We start from the raw sequence: 16744 nt of genomic DNA on the forward strand, positions 1-16744 counted from the left end.
ACCGGCGTCGCCGCTTTGGTGGCAAATGGCCTGATTAACCTGGTAGATGGCAGCGGTGCTTACGGCGCTCTGGTAACAGTGTTTGTGGCGACCTGGCTTTTTACCGAGCTGGTCACCAACAATGCTGCCGCAGCGCTAACCTTTCCTATTGCTTATGCTATTGCACAAAATTTGGGGGTAGACCCCGTACCCTTTTTTATGGCGGTGGCCTTTGGCGCTTCAGCCAGCTTTATTTCACCCTTTGGTTACCAGACAAACCTGATGGTGTATTCGGCCGGCAATTACCAGCTACGTGACTATATCCGGCTAGGGGTACCGATGGCGCTGGTATACAGTGCCGTGGTACTGCTGTTTTTACCGCTGATTTATCCGTTTTAAGTAAACTTACTGGCAGAACACTAAGCTATGACAGATCCGAATATTAAATGGCAACACCACAGTATTAATGCTGGCAACCGTGAAGCACTGCTGGGCCACCAGAGCGCAGTGATCTGGTTTACCGGGTTATCCGGCTCGGGTAAATCTACCGTGGCCAATGCACTGGAGCAGGCTTTGCAAGCACGGGGTAAACATACTTACTTGCTGGATGGCGATAACGTGCGCCATGGCCTTTGTGCAGATTTAGGCTTTAGCGCCCAGGACAGAACCGAAAACCTGCGCCGGGTAGGTGCTGTAGCCGGTTTAATGGTCGATGCGGGTTTACTGGTACTAAGTGCTTTTATTTCGCCCTATCGCAGCCAGCGGGAGTTGGTCAGAAGCTTTGTCCCTGAGGGAAAATTTCTAGAAGTGCATATTGCCACACCGCTCGAGGTTTGTGAGCAGCGTGATGTTAAAGGCCTGTACCAAAAAGCCCGCGCCGGTGAAATCAGCCATTTTACCGGTATTTCTGCCCCTTATGAGCCACCCGTCGCTGCCGATTTGCTGCTGGACACCTCAGTCACTTCGCTGGAAGATAGTGTGCAGCAGTTATTGCAATTATTGGCAGACAAAGGGATGTTATCATGACATTACTGAGTAACATTATTGCTATCGCCGAACATGCGGGTCAGGCAATTTTAGCGGTGTATCAGCAAGACAATGCCGCCTTTAATATTACCGACAAAGCCGATGCCTCACCGTTAACCGCTGCAGATCTGGCTGCGCACCAGGTGATTATCACCGCCTTAACGACACTGACGCCCGATATTCCGGTATTGTCAGAAGAAGCCGCTGACATCAGCTGGGATATTCGACAGCACTGGCAACGCTACTGGCTGGTCGACCCACTGGATGGCACTAAAGAATTCATTAAGCGTAATGGCGAGTTTACCGTTAACATTGCCCTGATTGAGCAAGGCGAGCCGGTACTGGGTGTGGTGCATGCGCCAGTGCTGGCTAAATCCTATTATGCCGCTAAGGGTGACGGCGCATTTTTAAAGCAAGCCAGTGGTGTCAGCCGGCTTAAAGTAAACCAGGCTAGCCGGCAGCAGCTGGTTAAAGTCGTGGGTAGCCGCAGTCACCCCAGCCCGGATTTAGCCGGTTATCTGGCCCAGTTCCCCCAGCATGAAATGGTGCCGGTTGGCAGTTCACTAAAGTTTTGTTTAGTGGCCGAGGGCAGTGCCGATGTCTATCCGCGATTTGGCCCAACCATGCAATGGGATACCGGTGCCGGCCACATCATAGCGCTGGAAGCCGGCGCTAAAGTCAGCTTTACTGGTATAGCAGCAAAGGTTTACCAGCGCGAACAGCTGCTAAACCCCAATTTTTTGGTATCAGCACTGCTATCGGCAACAGGCGACTAATTGTCGCCAGTGCGGTACACTAAATGCCTCAGTTAAAGGTGAAATGATGCGTTTAGATAAATTTATATGTGATTGTACCGGCTTAACCCGCAGCCAGGCCGGTAAAGCAATCCGCCAGAAATTAGTGACGATTAATGGCGAGCTGGTAAAGCAAGCAGCGCTGCAGGTAACGCCGTCAGATCAGGTAATGCTGGACGGTGAACAACTGCAGCTGATTGGCTTGCGCTATTTTATGCTGCACAAGCCGGCTGGCTATATTTGTGCCAATGACGATCCAGATCACCCTACCGTTTTTACCCTGCTGGATGAGCCCTTAGTCGAGCGCTTACATACTGTAGGTCGCTTAGATATGGATACCACCGGCATTTTATTACTGACTGATGATGGTCAGTGGTCGCACCGCATCAGCAGCCCTAAACACCATGTCGCCAAAACCTACCGCGTCTGGACGGCCGATGCCATTACTCCTGATGCCATCAGCCTGTTTGCTGAGGGCGTAATGCTGCGCGGCGAAAAAGACCCGACTAAAACGGCAGAGCTGGAGATTATTGGCGAGCACGAAGCCCTGCTCACTATTCATGAAGGCCGCTATCATCAGGTAAAACGCATGTTTGCCGCCATCGGCAATAAAGTAGAGCAACTGCACCGGGAAAAAATTGGCGGCTTGCAACTGCCGGCTGATTTAGCGGAAGGCGAGTATCGACAACTAACAGCTGCAGAGCTGGCATTGCTTAAAGGGTAACTGCAATCTGGCTTGATATTGTTTTAGCAGGCTATCAACAGAAAGTTAGCAAACAATTCAAGCCAGATCCCACATCAACGGCTGTTACCAATACCAGCCGTAAGACAACGTTATCTCAGTAGCACTGTTATCTGAAGCTACTTTAAAACGCATTTCAGCGTTGGTTTCCCAAGAATATCTTATAGCGAGCTTATGAATGTATCTCTGTTCCCCTGACTGAAACTGGCGCAACTCGGCATCCAGATTTAAACCAATTTGATCAGATACATACCAGGTAGATGCTAATCGTGCCGCCAAATAGGCATTATCAAGATTGATATTCGCACCTAAATAACCCATTCCAACAAAACCGCTCACATTAAAATTCAACTTGCTTTCAAAAGCATAGCCTATACCAGAACTAAGCTTGCTGACTGTACAATTCTTGCATCCCAGCGCGGCTTGTGTTGCACCAATATCAAGGTACCACGAATAATTTTTATCCCCTGGCAGGCCTGTGAGATTTGCTCTTATGCTGTCGATTCTCACTAACGACAGATCTTTTACAAATAACTTTTCGTTAGTAAAACCCAAGTGTATCTCACCCATGCTCAGTGCTGAGTACCTGACATGTCCCTGCTGTGCATCCAGCGCGTCGTAGTAAGCTGGCCTTAATTGCAATTGACCAAAACTATACCCACCATTAGCCGCAGTATACTGAACTGAAGTTAGGCTTGGTTTTCTGCCTGAATGTGGTCGTGAATCTGATCCAAATGTTGTAACCGCAACGCCTGCCGGTAATCTGTAGCGTAAAAGCAAAGCTTGTTTGTATAGGGCATTGTTGGCATCTGCTTCTCCCTGATCAGCTTTTCGCATGAATTGGTAATAATCAATTAACGTGTCCGCAATCTGATGCTGCTGCACTACAGTAAAGTCTGAAAGGTGTTCAGGAGTGATTTTCTCAGGCGAATAAACCAATGCAAAAACTGCCTGCTTTTGTGCTTCATTTAACATGGCAAATCTCTGATAAAGCCGGCTTTGTCTTGAGGGATGATATTTAATGGATTTTATCAGTGGCTTATTGTTGAATTGCACGCCAGCTAAATTTTGCATAACAGACTGTGGAGTAACCCATAAGCGTGAGGATTGCGTTAGCTTATTCTGAACGACTAATTCTAATAGCTGTGCCATGTGAAAAGCACAATTACGGTTGAAGAAGTAATACTGATAATCGGCATCCATAAGCTCCCATATGTGACCTAGTAATAAATGTACATCGCTAGCCGCAACATCAAGTTCATATTCCCACAAATCACGCAACTCAGATTCCCCGTAATTACCTGCATGAAGAAAATATTGTTGCTGAGTAAAAGCAGAGTCATAACCGCCTGTAATGCCTTTTATGACATAAATCGCCATATTTTCATCCACTGGCACATCTGCACCAAAGTTAATCGCGGCACTCTGCAAATCATTCTGCCCGTTATGATCTGAATTCAGTTTAACCAATAGGTGTCCATAATAAGATGCAGGATTGCCCAAAAAGCCTGTGGCGAAAATCATACTGACAGAACTAATATTTTGCTGTTGGGTAAATTGGCTAAATGCCGGGCATTTTTGCTCTGATATACCAAAGGCATCCAGATTAAGAAGGCTTTTTAACCAGATATAACGCCCAGCAAATTTACATTGGGGATGGTTATTAGGATCTTCGGTCCGACCAGGGTCAGCAAACGCCTGCAGTGTGGCTAATAACTCAGCTTCCGGATTTGTCGCACCATCTTCAGCAAAGAAAAATCCTTTTGATTTAATAAAGCTTTTATCATTGTCATATACCAATAATTTCAACCAGGTATCTGAATGCGAGATTTTATTGATATCAATCGATTGATTATATTGTTGCGCGAAAACGGCTTGGCAGAACAACAATATACTGCCTAAAAACAAAATGCGTATCATGAATTAGCTCGGATCAGGATAGGAAGAAACCTTCCTATCCTGTTACAAATTAGGCTGCATTTACTGCATTAATAACAGCAAAGTAGAACATCTGAGATTTTTCAGTTTTATTTGCTACGATATATGCATCGGCAGCGATCTGCTCTGCCATCTCAGCACGCACTGCTGCAACAACATCAGCTTGAGCAGTTTGTTCAACGTCTAAAATACTCAACAAAGCAGTTAAGTGCTCACCTTCACCACGCGCAGTGTCTTCTACCAGGCTGTCGTATGAATTCAGAATAAAAGCAGCAGCATCAACGTTCTTACCTGAACAAGTCTCTGGACTTGCAGTGGCAGAAGTTACCGCTGTAGTACCGATATCCCAAATAATGTTTGAGCTAACAGCCAGCACTTTATGCTCAGGGAACAAAGCTGCACCGATACCACAGTCAGAGAATGGGTTAGGGCCTGAACCTGGAGCTTTAGAGGCATTTGCTGCAGCACTTACAGACAGTGAAACTAACAATGTTGCAATAGCGCAATACTTCATATCAAATCCTTTAGTTTATTGTTGTATTTACGTTCCCTTTTGGAAACCAGCATTTTATATCTTTTTTTTAATATAAAAGCTATAGCTTATTAAGCAATATTATAGTGGTGGGTATTGCTGGTGCAGTATTGAGTAACATTGGGTTACAAGCTTATGGTTTTATTGGCTCGCTGATTTTGGCAACAATAGGCGCTGTGGTGCTGTTATTCCTGATTGGCTTAATGAAGAAAGCCTGATTTTTTTAGCTCTACAGCTTTAAAACAACTCTAATGACTCGCCAGATGATGGCGAGTCTTGCTCTGGCTTAGTTTTAGTATTGAGCCTAGCCCGACGCTGAACCAATAACTTTAGAATATGAGCACGCTCTGCCGCAGGCTTCTGGTGCCAGTTGAAGCGTTCGTCACGCGAGCGCAGGCAACCGATACAATAACCCCGGTTATTACTCTCACAGACCCCAATACAGGGGTTAGGTATGTCGAATAGCTCTAGCTGATCCACAAGGCTACCGCGCAGGCTGATGAATAGGTTAAGTGTACGTCGTGGCAAGCCAAAGGTGCAAATAACAGACTATTTTTAAGCAGAACACAAAAAGTGTTTGACTTTAGACTGATAGACGGCTATTTCTATACGCTAATTGCTTTGTAAAGCAAAGCTACAAAATAAAAAACGAATTCAACCAAGCAAATAAGTAAGAATCAAATTATGCGTTTAGCTGCTGTTCTGAACATTATTGTCCTCGTGGTCGTGGTGATTATTAATCTCCGCGGGGGCGGTGTTTTGGAAAAATAAAGTAGCTTAAGGCGAAATCCAACAAAACCCCCGCTCCGCAAGGACCGGGGGTTTTGTCATTTCAGGGCATGTGAAACTTAACTAGCAGCAAGAGGTTTAGGATGAATGGCGCAGAGTTGGTATTAAAGGTGTTGCAGCAGCAGGGGGTGGATACCATTTTTGGTTATCCCGGCGGCGCTATTATGCCCATTTACGATGCGATCTACCAAAGCCCGGTCAAGCATTACCTGTGCCGGCATGAGCAAGGCGGCGCGTTTTCGGCGATAGGTTATGCACGCAGCTCCGGCAAGGTGGGTGTATGCCTGGCCACCTCAGGCCCTGGCGCCACTAACTTAATTACGTCACTGGCCGATGCGATGCTGGACTCGGTGCCGCTGGTGGCAATCACCGGCCAGGTATCACAAGCGGTGATGGGCACAGATGCCTTTCAGGAAATCGATGTGCTGGGTTTAAGTTTAAGCGTCACCAAGCACAGCTTTATGGTGCGTAGTGTCAACGACCTTGCGGCAACCTTAACCGACGCCTTTGCTATTGCCCGCAGCGGCCGCCCCGGCCCGGTATTGGTTGATATCCCAAAAGATGTGCAACTGGCAATAGCTGGCGAGTGCGATTTACCGGTGCAACCAGGCAATAAAACGCTGACTACTTCTCTGGCGCAAAGTGCCAGGGCACGACAGTTAATAGCCAACGCCAAAAAACCTATGGCCTATATCGGCGGTGGCGTGCATATGGCCGGCGCCATGCCGCAGTTGCAGGAGTTTTTAGCACAGTGCCCGATGCCCTCTGTTACTACGTTAAAAGGCATGGGCTCGGTGGCCAAAGACAATCCTTATTATTTAGGTATGCTGGGTATGCACGGCACCCAGGCGGCCAATATGGCTGTGCAGCAGTGTGATCTGTTAATTTGTTTAGGGGCCCGTTTTGATGACCGGGTAACCGGTAACCTGCAAAAATTTGCCCCTAACGCCAAAGTCATTCATGTCGATATTGACCCGGCAGAAATCAACAAAGTGCGCTTTGCCGAGGTCTCGTTTTTAGGCGATATGCGCCAGATTCTGCCTGCCATTGCCGGCAGCACCGATTGCAACGACTGGTTAGCGCATTGCAGCAGTTTAAAGCAGCAGCACGGCTGGCGTTATGATCATCCGGGTGAGCGGATTTATGCACCGTTAATGTTAAAGCAGTTAAGTGAGCGTATGCCGGATAACAGCGTGGTGTGCTGCGATGTTGGCCAGCACCAGATGTGGGTGGCACAGCATATGCGTTTTAGCCACCCGCGCAACCATTTATCCAGTGGCGGCCTGGGCACTATGGGCTTTGGCCTGCCCGCTGCCATTGGCGCCAAGCTGGCCCGGCCACAAGATACGGTCATTGCGGTATCGGGCGATGGCTCTTTTATGATGAACGTACAGGAGCTGGGCACCATTAAGCGTTTTAAGCTGCCGGTGAAAATTGTCATTATCGATAACCAACGGCTGGGCATGGTAAAGCAGTGGCAGCAGCTGTTTTTTAACGAGCGCTACAGCGAAACCGATTTATCGGACAACCCGGATTTTGTCGCACTGGCAGCGGCCTTTGCCATCCCCGGCCACAGCATTAGCCGCAAAGACGAAGTACAAAGCGCGCTGGAAGCGATGTTTACCTGGCCAGGCCCGTATTTACTGCATGTAAGAATTGATGAAAAAGATAACGTCTGGCCATTAGTACCGCCGGGTGCCGCTAATGAAGATATGATCATGGAGACCAACTAATGCACCATACTTTGAATATCACTGCCAATAATGAAGCCAGCGTAGTTGAACGTTTATTGCAGGTAACCCGCTATCGCGGTTACCAGCTGGCAGGGCTGCAACTTACACCCCTGGCCGAAAAAGCCGGTTTGTCGATCACGTTAACGGTCAGCAGCGACAAACCGATTCATTTACTGACCAGTCAGTTACACAAATTATATGACGTACGCGATTTACAGCTGGCCAGCGCCGATATTGCTGCGCTGCGCGCCTGAGCATTTATAATTAGTTATGCTGCATAGCTTATTTTGATTAAACACTTTTTAGAATAACGGAGTACCGCAATGCCAAAGTTAAGATCTGCCACTGTTACCGAAGGCCGCAATATGGCGGGAGCGCGCGCGCTGTGGCGAGCCACCGGGGTTAAAGATACCGATTTTGGCAAACCCATTATTGCCGTCGTAAACTCATTTTGTGAGTTCGTGCCAGGCCATGTGCACTTACGTGATTTAGGTAAGCTGGTGGCAAAAAGCATTGAAGATGCTGGCGGCATTGCCAAAGAATTCAATACCATAGCAGTAGATGATGGTATCGCCATGGGCCATGGTGGCATGCTGTATAGCCTGCCATCGCGTGAGCTGATTGCCGACTCGGTGGAGTATATGGTTAATGCCCACTGTGCTGATGCCATGGTCTGTATTTCCAACTGCGACAAAATCACCCCTGGCATGTTAATGGCAGCGATGCGCTTAAATGTGCCGGCGATTTTTGTCTCTGGCGGACCGATGGAAGCGGGCAAAACCAAGCTATCAGATCAAATTATCAAACTGGACTTAGTCGACGCCATGGTGTCGGCAGCCGATCCAAAAGTACGTGATGCCGAAAGCGAGCAAATTGAACGTAGTGCCTGCCCGACCTGTGGCAGCTGCTCCGGCATGTTTACCGCTAACTCGATGAACTGCTTAGTGGAAGCATTAGGCCTGGGCCAGCCTGGCAATGGCTCTTTATTGGCCACCCATGCCGATCGTAAAGCGCTGTTTGTGCAGGCCGGTTTCAGAATTATGGATCTGTGTAACCGCTGGTACAAACATGATGACGCCAGCGCCTTACCGCGCAGTATCGGCAATAAAACCGCCTTTGAAAATGCCATGATGCTGGATATCGCCATGGGCGGCTCGACCAATACAGTGCTGCATTTATTGGCTGCGGCCATTGAAGCCGAAGTTGACTTTACCATGGCCGACATTGACCGTTTATCGCGGATTGTGCCGCATTTGTGCAAAGTAGCGCCTTCTACCCAGAAATACCATATGGAAGATGTGCATCGCGCCGGCGGCGTTATCGGCATTTTAGCTGAGCTTAACCGAGCGGGCTTGTTAAACCCCGATACGCCGCATGTTGCCGGTAGTTCACTGGGCGCGGTGTTAGAGCAATGGGATTTGAAAACCAGCCCATCAGCTGAGGTAAAACAGTTTTACGCGGCCGGCCCGGCCGGTATTCGCACTACTCAGGCGTTTTCTCAAAGCTGCCGCTACCCGTCAGTAGATGATGACCGGGTAGCAGGCTGTATTCGCAGTAAAGAACATGCTTACTCGCAAGACGGCGGCTTAGCGGTGCTGTTTGGTAATCTGGCACCACAGGGCTGTATTGTAAAAACCGCCGGCGTAGAGCCGGAAAACCTGGTATTTACTGGTCGCGCACGGGTGTTTGAAAGCCAGGATGATGCAGTAGAGGCCATCTTAAAAGGCAAGGTAGTGGCGGGCGATGCAGTAATTATTCGCTATGAAGGCCCGAAAGGCGGCCCGGGTATGCAGGAAATGCTGTATCCGACCAGTTACTTAAAATCGATGGGCTTAGGCAAAGCCTGTGCCTTGATCACCGATGGTCGTTTCTCGGGCGGCACCTCGGGCTTGTCGATAGGCCATGTATCACCGGAAGCGGCCAGTGGTGGTGCTATTGCGCTGGTGCAGGAAGGCGACAAAATAGAAATTGATATTCCGCAGCGCAAAATCGGCATAGCCATTAGCGATGACGAGCTGGCACAGCGCCGCGCGGCGATGGACGCCAAAGGCAAGCAGGGCTGGAAGCCAGAGAACCGCCAGCGGGTGGTCAGTTCTGCATTAAAAGCCTATGCACTGCTGGCTAGTAGTGCTGACAAAGGCGCGGTGCGGGATTTGTCGAAGTTGGAGGAGTAATGAACAACTTGGCAACAATCCAACCAGATCAGACAGATACCGAGCTAATGCAGCAGTATCTGCGCGAAATTCTGCTGTCGCCGGTATATCAGGCCGCGGTAGAAACGCCTTTGGATGCTATGCCGAAATTAAGTCAGCGGCTGGGCCACAATGTGTTGTTAAAACGCGAAGACAAACAGCCGGTGTACTCGTTTAAACTACGCGGCGCTTTTCATAAACTGCACAAAGTAAAATTGCAAAGCCCCGAGGCCAGTGTAGTGTGTGCCTCAGCTGGTAACCATGCTCAGGGCGTGGCGTTATCGGCCAGCAAGCTGCAAATAAATGCCACTATTGTGATGCCGATCACCACGCCGGAAATAAAGGTGGCGGCAGTAAAAGCACTGGGTGGCAATGTAGTGTTGCACGGCACCGCCTTTGATGAAGCCAACAGCTATGCCATCAAGCTGGCCAATACTGAGGGCGCTATTTATATACCGCCCTTTGATGATGCCGATGTTATTGCCGGGCAAGGCACTATCGCCAAAGAACTGTTAAGCCAGCACAACCAGTTAAATGCGGTGTTTATCCCTGTGGGTGGTGGTGGCATTCTCGCTGGTATGGCGGTGTATATTAAAGCCATTCAACCCAACGTGCGGGTAATAGGGGTGGAGCCGGAAGATGCGGCCTGTTTAAAAGCCGCCATGCACGCAGGTACGCCGGTAACTTTGGATCGGGTCGGCTTGTTTGCCGATGGCGTGGCGGTCAAACGCATTGGTACTGAAAACTTCAATCTGGCAAAACGTTTTTGCGATGAGGTGGTCACCGTCACCAGCGATGAAATATGCGCCGCCATTAAAGATATTTTTGATGACTTGCGTGCAGTAGCCGAGCCAGCCGGTGCACTGGCGCTGGCCGGTTTAAAAAAATACAGTCAGCTGCTGCAAAACAGCACCTTAGCTAAACCGCAGCAGTTTGCGGCGGTGTTAAGCGGTGCCAATTTAAACTTCGATACGTTGCGCTATGTGTCAGAGCGCTGTGAGCTGGGCGAGAAAAAAGAAGCGGTATTTGCGGTAACTATCCCTGAAGAAAAAGGCAGCTTTCGCCGCTTTTGCCAAACTCTGGGTGGCCGGGCTATTACTGAATTTAACTATCGCTACGCCAGTGATAACAAAGCCCATATTTTTGTTGGCATTAAGCTACGCTATGGCCAGCAGGAGCTTAACACCGTAACCAAACTACTTAGCGACGCGGGTTATGATTTTCAGGACCTGTCCGACGACGAACTGGCCAAGCTGCATGTACGGCATATGGTTGGCGGCATGCCACCACGCCAGTTGTCCGAGCAGGTGTATCAATTTAATTTTCCGGAATACCCGGGTGCCTTAATGAATTTTTTGAACACCTTGGGTGAACACTGGAACATTACCTTGTTTCACTACCGCAACCACGGTGCCGCCACCGGCGATGTACTGGCCGGCTTTGAAGTGGCCCAGCACAGCGATATCGCCGGACATTTAGATAAACTGGGTTATCAGTACCAACAAGTCAGCAATAACCGCAGCTACCAGACGTTTTTAACTGCCGGCTGAAAAATCAGCATAACGTAATAAGGAATACTTCTTGGGATGAGCCGATTAAGTCTGTTATTCGGCTCATATGAAGAGTCGAATAATGGCTAACTAAGATTGCTGCTGCGTCAGCGCAATAGCCTCACTCAGTTCAGCCAGTGCTTTTGTGAAGTTTGCCAGTCGTTGTTGCCAGCGAATATCGGTGTTCATGCGGTATCCTGATGAGGCTGCTGGGATTATTGTAGAGCGGAACCACTGCAACAACAACCTTGCAACGGGACAACAAAATTTTTCACTTTAAGCCAGCAGCAGTTAAGATAGCGGCATAAACGCTATGGATAAGCCGCTATGTCAAAACCTTATTATTTTTACACTACCTTGCTGATTGCACTGCTGATTTTTATCGCCTGCTTAATGATGAATGGGCCTATGCGACCGGGGCTACCGGTGGGTGATGATTTAACCACGCGGCTGGCGTATATCAATGCCAATCTGACGTTATGGCAGTTAGGCTGGCTAAGCTGGATGGCGGCAGCACTAAGTTTGTTGGCATTTGCGGTGATGCTGTCAACAGAATTACCGCCCGGCGCAGCCAGGCAGTATGGCGTATTGCTGGTCGCCCTGGGAATGGCGCCGGATTTAGTAGCCGAAACCCTTTACTCTTTTGTCATGCCGCACATTGCTATTGCCGATATTGCGCTGCTGCAATTTATCGATAACCTGGCAATGCACCTGACTGGATTTTTAGGCAATGGCCTGTATAACCTCGGCGGTATGTTGTTAACGCTGGCGCTGTTAACGCAGCGACCTGACCTTAAACTCTGGTTATATCCGGGCATAGTGGCCTGGCTGCTCGGCTTGGGCTTATCCGTTACTATTGCCCTGCAGCAACTGCAACTGGCTGAGTATTTTACCGCCGCCAGCATGGTGCTAAGCACACTGTGGTTTGTGCTTATTGGCTGGAAATTGTGGGGAGGCCAAGGTGTACGCCGCGCTTAAAGTCGTGCATTTGGGCTCGCTGATCATGTGGTTAGGCCCGGCCATCGGTTCCTGGTTGGTGCTGCGTTACATGCAACAGCAGGAAGGCGAATTATCGCCCGCCACCGCCAAAGTATACCGGGTGTTTTTCTGGACTATTACCCTGGAGCACATAGCGCTGTGCAGCTTGCTGCTAAGCGGCACTATAATGGCATTTCACTACGGCTTTTTTGCCATGCCCTGGTTACAGCACAAATTGTGGCTGGTGCTGCTAATTATAGTGCCGCTGGAAATTGTCGATATCTGGCTGGGTAATTGGAAAGTGAAAAAGCTGACTGAAAAGCGTAGCGCCGGGGCTGAGCTTAGCCAGCGCGAGCAAGCGATGATTAATTTTTACCATAAAGGCTTTACCAACCTGGCGCTACTCACCTTGCCGCTTACCGTATTAGTGATTATGTGGCTGGCGGTGTCGAAACAAACATTATGGTAAGTAAAGCCAATAACTTAATGGGAACTTATAGCTATTGCTAAGACCTAAATACCCGTTTACACTTTGCGCGTTTTTTAAACAGGAGAAAACAGATGAATAAACCAGCGGCAACCGAGCATGGCCGCGGCGAGATCCGCGATAATGCGATTAAGGCCTTAGTCACCAGCAAGGTGTTTCAAACCAGGGTGGTTAAGGCGAAAAAAGGCAAAGGTTCCTACAACCGCAAAGGGCGTAATTCAAAAGATTACGCCCTTGTTATTTATGACACCTGGTTAATCTGATTTGCTCATGCCCTCATCTTTTAATGTGAAACCCTGTGTCAATTTATTCAGATCGGAGGCTAAATTAGCCAGTTCATTGCTTGATTCACTAGTTTGCGTTGCGCCTGAGGCATTTTGAATGGCTAAATCGCGAATGGATACCAGGCTTCTGTCAACCTCTGCTGCCGTGACGGCTTGCTGCTTTGCCGCTGATGAAATACTGCTGTTTTGTAAATTTACGTTACTGATGAGTTTTACAATAACTTCAAGATCATTATAAACATCCTGAACAACATCAATACTGTTATGAGCATGCTGGACAGAATCGCGAATTGCAGACACCGTTGCGCCAGTTTGATGTTTCACTGTTTCGATCATTTGTTCAATTTTTGCAGTTGACTCCTGCGTCCTGTGTGCAAGTGCCCTTACCTCATCAGCAACTACAGCAAAGCCTCTGCCGCTCTCTCCTGCCCGTGCAGCCTCAATCGCCGCATTTAACGCCAATAAATTTGTTTGTTCAGCCACTGCACGAATAACTTCAACTACACTCGTTATATCGGTAACACTCCCTGCCAACTGCCCTATACCCTCTGCGCTAAGCTGGGTTTGGCTGGCAACCTTTGTCACATCTCGTATTGCTGCCTGAGCTTTTTGTAACCCTGTTTTGCAGTAGTCCTCTGCCGCATCAGTATCTCGGGCGGTGTCCATAGTCCGTTTAGAAACATCCTCTATTGTGGCTGCCATCTCTGTAACCGCTGTAACCGCTTGTGCTAATTCATCATTTTGTTGATTCAAAGTATGACTGGACTGTAAGGTGACAGAGCTTAACTCTTCTGAAGTGGCCGCTAAACGGTTAGTATAGTTGGCTATCTGCTTAATCATCGCGCCTAGTTTAAGCTGAGTATTTGCCAGTTGTGATTTTAAAGAGCGTTCATGTGCGGCAGATATCTCAGTGCTTAAATCGCCTGAGGCAATCACAGACATCAGCTTACGCATTTCTTCAGGCTCTCCGCCCAGAGGACGCATCACCATTTTTTTAAAATAGGATGAAGCAAAGAATGAAAAAGCAATGGAAAGTGTAATCAAAATAAGACTTTGATAAAAAAAAGCGATAACCGGCTGATTCACTTCTGCTTCGTCAATCTCGGCCAGTAAAGCCCAGTTCAAACCAAATACCGTGATTGGACTATAAGCAGACAATACAGGATTACCATTGTAGTCAATAACAACCCCGACACCGCTAACCCCCTGTAACGCTTGCTCTACAGCATGAGTTTGGGCACCATTTTTTTCTATGGTACCAGCAAAAGAAGCGACAATTGAACGGTTAACAGGATCAAGAAACGAATCAGAACGCATCAAATAGTCAGGGCCAACCAGGTATGTTTCCCCGGTCTCTCCCATGCCATCACGCTGCCGCATAACCTGATTAATCTTATCGATAGAAAGTTGTACTGCCACTACCCAGCGTTGATTATTGACTAAAAAAACTTTAGCCATAAAAGCAGCAGGTTCATTGTTTGATGGCGCATATGGAGCAAAATCAACAACTTGAATTTCACTAGTGTTCATTGCACGTTGGTAAACCATACCTAAACCAGATAAACGGTAAGGGCCTGAAACCAGGTTAGTCTGATAATCAGACTCCCTTGCAACGGTGTAAACAATTTTACCTGAGGGATCAATCAGAAAAATATCGTAAAAACTGAGCTCAGTATTAAGCGTCGTAAAAAACCGGTGAGTAGTGTCATCTTCAAATTGTGTGCCGTATTGCTTAGCCGCATGTTCAATCACATTAAAGTTAGCTAATGCCGAATCAAAATGTTGGTATATCTGAGTTTTTTTAATTTCGCGTAACGCCACTAACCGCTCATAGTTAACCTCGTTAAGCGTCTGCTTGGATGAGACATACGAAAAACTTATCACTATCAAAAGAGGCAATATAATCACTATAAGAATCAGAGTCTTAATTTTCTTACTAAACGTCATACAACCTCAAGGCAGTTATTACATGGCACTCATACTGAACATAATAAATGAACAAAATATATTCATATAATGCAATATCAGCTTGATATCCATGCATAGCTTGCATACATTATAGTGATATATGTGCTGATTGACTTGAAGATATGGGCTTTCGCCAACTTAGACACATTGTGGCTTTAGCTGATAGTGGCTCTTATGCTAAAGCCTCTGAAATCGTTCATTTATCTCAATCTGCCTTAAGCAGAAGCATCCAACAATCTGAGCAGCAGTTCGGGATTAATTTATTTGAACGTGGCAGGTTTGGCGCAATCTTAACTGCACACGGCGAAGTTGCATTACCACATATTCGCGGCTTAATAGCAGCAGAGGATGCGCTAAATCAGGCGGTTACCGCATTAAACGGTTTGCAGACTGGCAAAATTACAATAGGCACAGGGCCTTATCCCGCTGTAACCCTAATCAACAAAGTCGTCCCAGTGTTTGTTGAACAGTTTCCTGATATTCAAGTGACCATCAAAACTGACAACTGGGTAAACCTCAGGTCGCAACTTATTGATAATAAAGTTGATCTTTTTATCGCAGATATAAGAGAATTGCGCAATGACCCCCTACTGGCTATTCAGGACCTCCCAAGAATGACCGGTGTCACTTTCTGTCGCTTTAACCATCCTCTTAAGAGCAAAACACATCTTACCTGGGCTGATTTGTTAGCATATCCCTTTGCTATGCCAAAACTTACCACCGAGGTAGAACAACTTTTCCTGGCAGCCAGTCAGCCTTTCGGTGGCTTAACACGCAGAATTGAATGCGATAATATCTTGCTATTACTTGATATTGTGATGAAATCAAATGCGTTCAGTATGGCTCCCTATCCGGTCATTGCCGAACACCTTAAAAAGGGACTCTTAAGCACTCTGGAGATTTCTGCAATGGAAAAATTATCCACAGCCTTTGGGGTAATAAGCAAAAAGCAAAAACAGTTATCACCCGCTGCAGCAGCATTTAAAGAGTTACTTATGCGTCAAGTGGTAATAGATGCACCGCTACATGACCATTCAAATTATGCATAACCTATAGCGATGTGCGCCCCTTACCAAGGTAGAGCAACAGGCCAGTGCAGAGGATTTATCTGGCATATGAAGCTGGCTGAGACGGCGATGTCAGCGATAATGCGATTAAGGCCTCAGCACCATCAAATCATTCGCCTTTTCCATATATTCATCGCTATCTTCATCCAGGTTTAACTGTGCTACTCGCCTTAAAATGGGTCGATTCGCAAGCAGCGTGTTCAATATGTTATGTTGTTCATTAATAATGAACGCAGGCGTTTAATGAATAAGGTACACCAAAGCGCCAATCGGCAATGTGTCAACTTACCTCTAAGTTTAATCCTCCGCTATAATGCCGGCATTTATCTTATCTGAAGAATGACCCATGCAACCTGAAGTTATTATTGAAGACCTTATAGAAGGCACTGGCAAAGCCGCAGAGCGCGGGGCCTTGATTACCGCACATTACCGTGGCTGGCTGGAAGACGGTACTGAGTTTGACTCGTCCTACAAACGTGGCGAGCCATTTCAGATAGTGCTGAGCAATAACAGGGTTATTCAGGGCTGGATATTGGGCCTTAAAGGCATGAAAACTGGCGGTAAACGCAAACTGTGGGTACCTGCAGCGCTGGCTTATGGCGAACGCCAGATTGGCACCATGATCCCAGAGTGAGATTACGAGTGATCATTTAATCACCACGCTCATCCCAGCCTCCAACACTGC

The 16744-nt window shown here is 47.6% G+C and carries 18 protein-coding genes; 14 read left to right on the forward strand and 4 right to left on the reverse strand.

What is annotated here, in order from left to right:
• The 4 genes from V7D78_RS13120 to rsuA all read left to right on the forward strand — a co-directional run.
• On the forward strand, positions 1–378 hold a 378-nt coding region (locus V7D78_RS13120), incomplete at its 5' end, for an SLC13 family permease (protein WP_333608902.1).
• Between the two features lie 27 nt (positions 379–405).
• Positions 406–1005 (forward strand): adenylyl-sulfate kinase, encoded by a 600-nt coding sequence (cysC, locus tag V7D78_RS13125; RefSeq protein WP_333608903.1) that lies wholly within the window; start codon positions 406–408, stop codon positions 1003–1005.
• Positions 1002–1781, forward strand: a complete 780-nt coding sequence (cysQ, locus tag V7D78_RS13130) for a 3'(2'),5'-bisphosphate nucleotidase CysQ (protein WP_333608904.1) — start codon at positions 1002–1004, stop codon at positions 1779–1781. The genes cysC and cysQ overlap by 4 nt, the downstream gene beginning before the upstream one ends.
• Before the next feature lie 46 nt (positions 1782–1827).
• Positions 1828–2523 (forward strand): 16S rRNA pseudouridine(516) synthase RsuA, encoded by a 696-nt coding sequence (gene rsuA, locus V7D78_RS13135; RefSeq protein ID WP_333608905.1) that lies wholly within the window; start codon positions 1828–1830, stop codon positions 2521–2523.
• Between the two features lie 84 nt (positions 2524–2607).
• Here rsuA and V7D78_RS13140 read toward each other — a convergent pair whose 3' ends face one another.
• Together V7D78_RS13140 and V7D78_RS13145 are read right to left on the reverse strand one after the other, a co-directional pair.
• Positions 2608–4461: an Lnb N-terminal periplasmic domain-containing protein gene (locus tag V7D78_RS13140; RefSeq protein ID WP_333608906.1), complete on the reverse strand. Its 1854-nt coding sequence runs from the start codon at positions 4459–4461 to the stop codon at positions 2608–2610.
• 49 nt (positions 4462–4510) lie between these two features.
• Positions 4511–4993, reverse strand: coding sequence for a DUF3015 family protein (locus tag V7D78_RS13145; RefSeq protein WP_333608907.1), 483 nt, complete (start codon positions 4991–4993; stop codon positions 4511–4513).
• Between the two features lie 107 nt (positions 4994–5100).
• On the opposite strand from V7D78_RS13145, the gene V7D78_RS13150 reads away from it, so the two are divergent.
• Positions 5101–5229: a GlsB/YeaQ/YmgE family stress response membrane protein gene (locus V7D78_RS13150; RefSeq protein WP_333608919.1), complete on the forward strand. Its 129-nt coding sequence runs from the start codon at positions 5101–5103 to the stop codon at positions 5227–5229.
• Positions 5230–5248: 19 nt separating this feature from the next.
• Here V7D78_RS13150 and V7D78_RS13155 read toward each other — a convergent pair whose 3' ends face one another.
• Positions 5249–5491 (reverse strand): DUF1289 domain-containing protein, encoded by a 243-nt coding sequence (locus V7D78_RS13155; protein WP_333608908.1) that lies wholly within the window; start codon positions 5489–5491, stop codon positions 5249–5251.
• A gap of 392 nt (positions 5492–5883) precedes the next feature.
• Between V7D78_RS13155 and ilvG the strand changes: the two genes are divergently transcribed.
• The 7 genes from ilvG (at position 5884) to V7D78_RS13190 (ending at position 13003) form a co-directional block, all read left to right on the forward strand.
• Entirely contained in the window at positions 5884–7533 is a 1650-nt protein-coding gene (gene ilvG / locus V7D78_RS13160; RefSeq protein WP_333608909.1) for an acetolactate synthase 2 catalytic subunit, read from the forward strand.
• Positions 7533–7787: an acetolactate synthase 2 small subunit gene (ilvM, locus tag V7D78_RS13165; protein ID WP_333608910.1), complete on the forward strand. Its 255-nt coding sequence runs from the start codon at positions 7533–7535 to the stop codon at positions 7785–7787. Before ilvG ends, ilvM begins: the two co-directional genes overlap by 1 nt.
• Before the next feature lie 69 nt (positions 7788–7856).
• Entirely contained in the window at positions 7857–9707 is a 1851-nt protein-coding gene (ilvD, locus tag V7D78_RS13170) for a dihydroxy-acid dehydratase (protein ID WP_333608911.1), read from the forward strand.
• Positions 9707–11275, forward strand: coding sequence for a threonine ammonia-lyase, biosynthetic (gene ilvA, locus V7D78_RS13175; RefSeq protein WP_333608912.1), 1569 nt, complete (start codon positions 9707–9709; stop codon positions 11273–11275). The genes ilvD and ilvA overlap by 1 nt, the downstream gene beginning before the upstream one ends.
• A gap of 327 nt (positions 11276–11602) precedes the next feature.
• Positions 11603–12253, forward strand: coding sequence for a hypothetical protein (locus V7D78_RS13180; protein ID WP_333608913.1), 651 nt, complete (start codon positions 11603–11605; stop codon positions 12251–12253).
• Positions 12237–12722: a DUF2269 domain-containing protein gene (locus tag V7D78_RS13185; RefSeq protein ID WP_333608914.1), complete on the forward strand. Its 486-nt coding sequence runs from the start codon at positions 12237–12239 to the stop codon at positions 12720–12722. Before V7D78_RS13180 ends, V7D78_RS13185 begins: the two co-directional genes overlap by 17 nt.
• A gap of 92 nt (positions 12723–12814) precedes the next feature.
• Complete coding sequence (locus V7D78_RS13190) at positions 12815–13003, forward strand: ribosome alternative rescue factor ArfA (protein WP_333608915.1); 189 nt, start codon at positions 12815–12817, stop codon at positions 13001–13003.
• Here the strand turns inward: V7D78_RS13190 and V7D78_RS13195 are convergent.
• Positions 12995–14845: a methyl-accepting chemotaxis protein gene (locus V7D78_RS13195; protein WP_333608916.1), complete on the reverse strand. Its 1851-nt coding sequence runs from the start codon at positions 14843–14845 to the stop codon at positions 12995–12997. The genes V7D78_RS13190 and V7D78_RS13195 overlap by 9 nt on opposite strands.
• 269 nt (positions 14846–15114) lie before the next feature.
• Here V7D78_RS13195 and V7D78_RS13200 point away from each other — a divergent pair, with 269 nt between their 5' ends.
• Both V7D78_RS13200 and V7D78_RS13205 read left to right on the forward strand, forming a co-directional pair.
• A complete protein-coding gene (locus V7D78_RS13200; protein WP_333608917.1) occupies positions 15115–16041 on the forward strand; it encodes a LysR family transcriptional regulator in 927 nt (308 codons plus the stop codon).
• A gap of 364 nt (positions 16042–16405) precedes the next feature.
• Positions 16406–16693: an FKBP-type peptidyl-prolyl cis-trans isomerase gene (locus tag V7D78_RS13205; protein ID WP_333608918.1), complete on the forward strand. Its 288-nt coding sequence runs from the start codon at positions 16406–16408 to the stop codon at positions 16691–16693.
• Positions 16694–16744 lie beyond the last annotated feature (51 nt).

Origin of the sequence: Arsukibacterium sp. (assembly GCF_036735525.1) — a bacterium.
Taxonomy (GTDB): Bacteria; Pseudomonadota; Gammaproteobacteria; order Enterobacterales; family Alteromonadaceae; genus Alishewanella.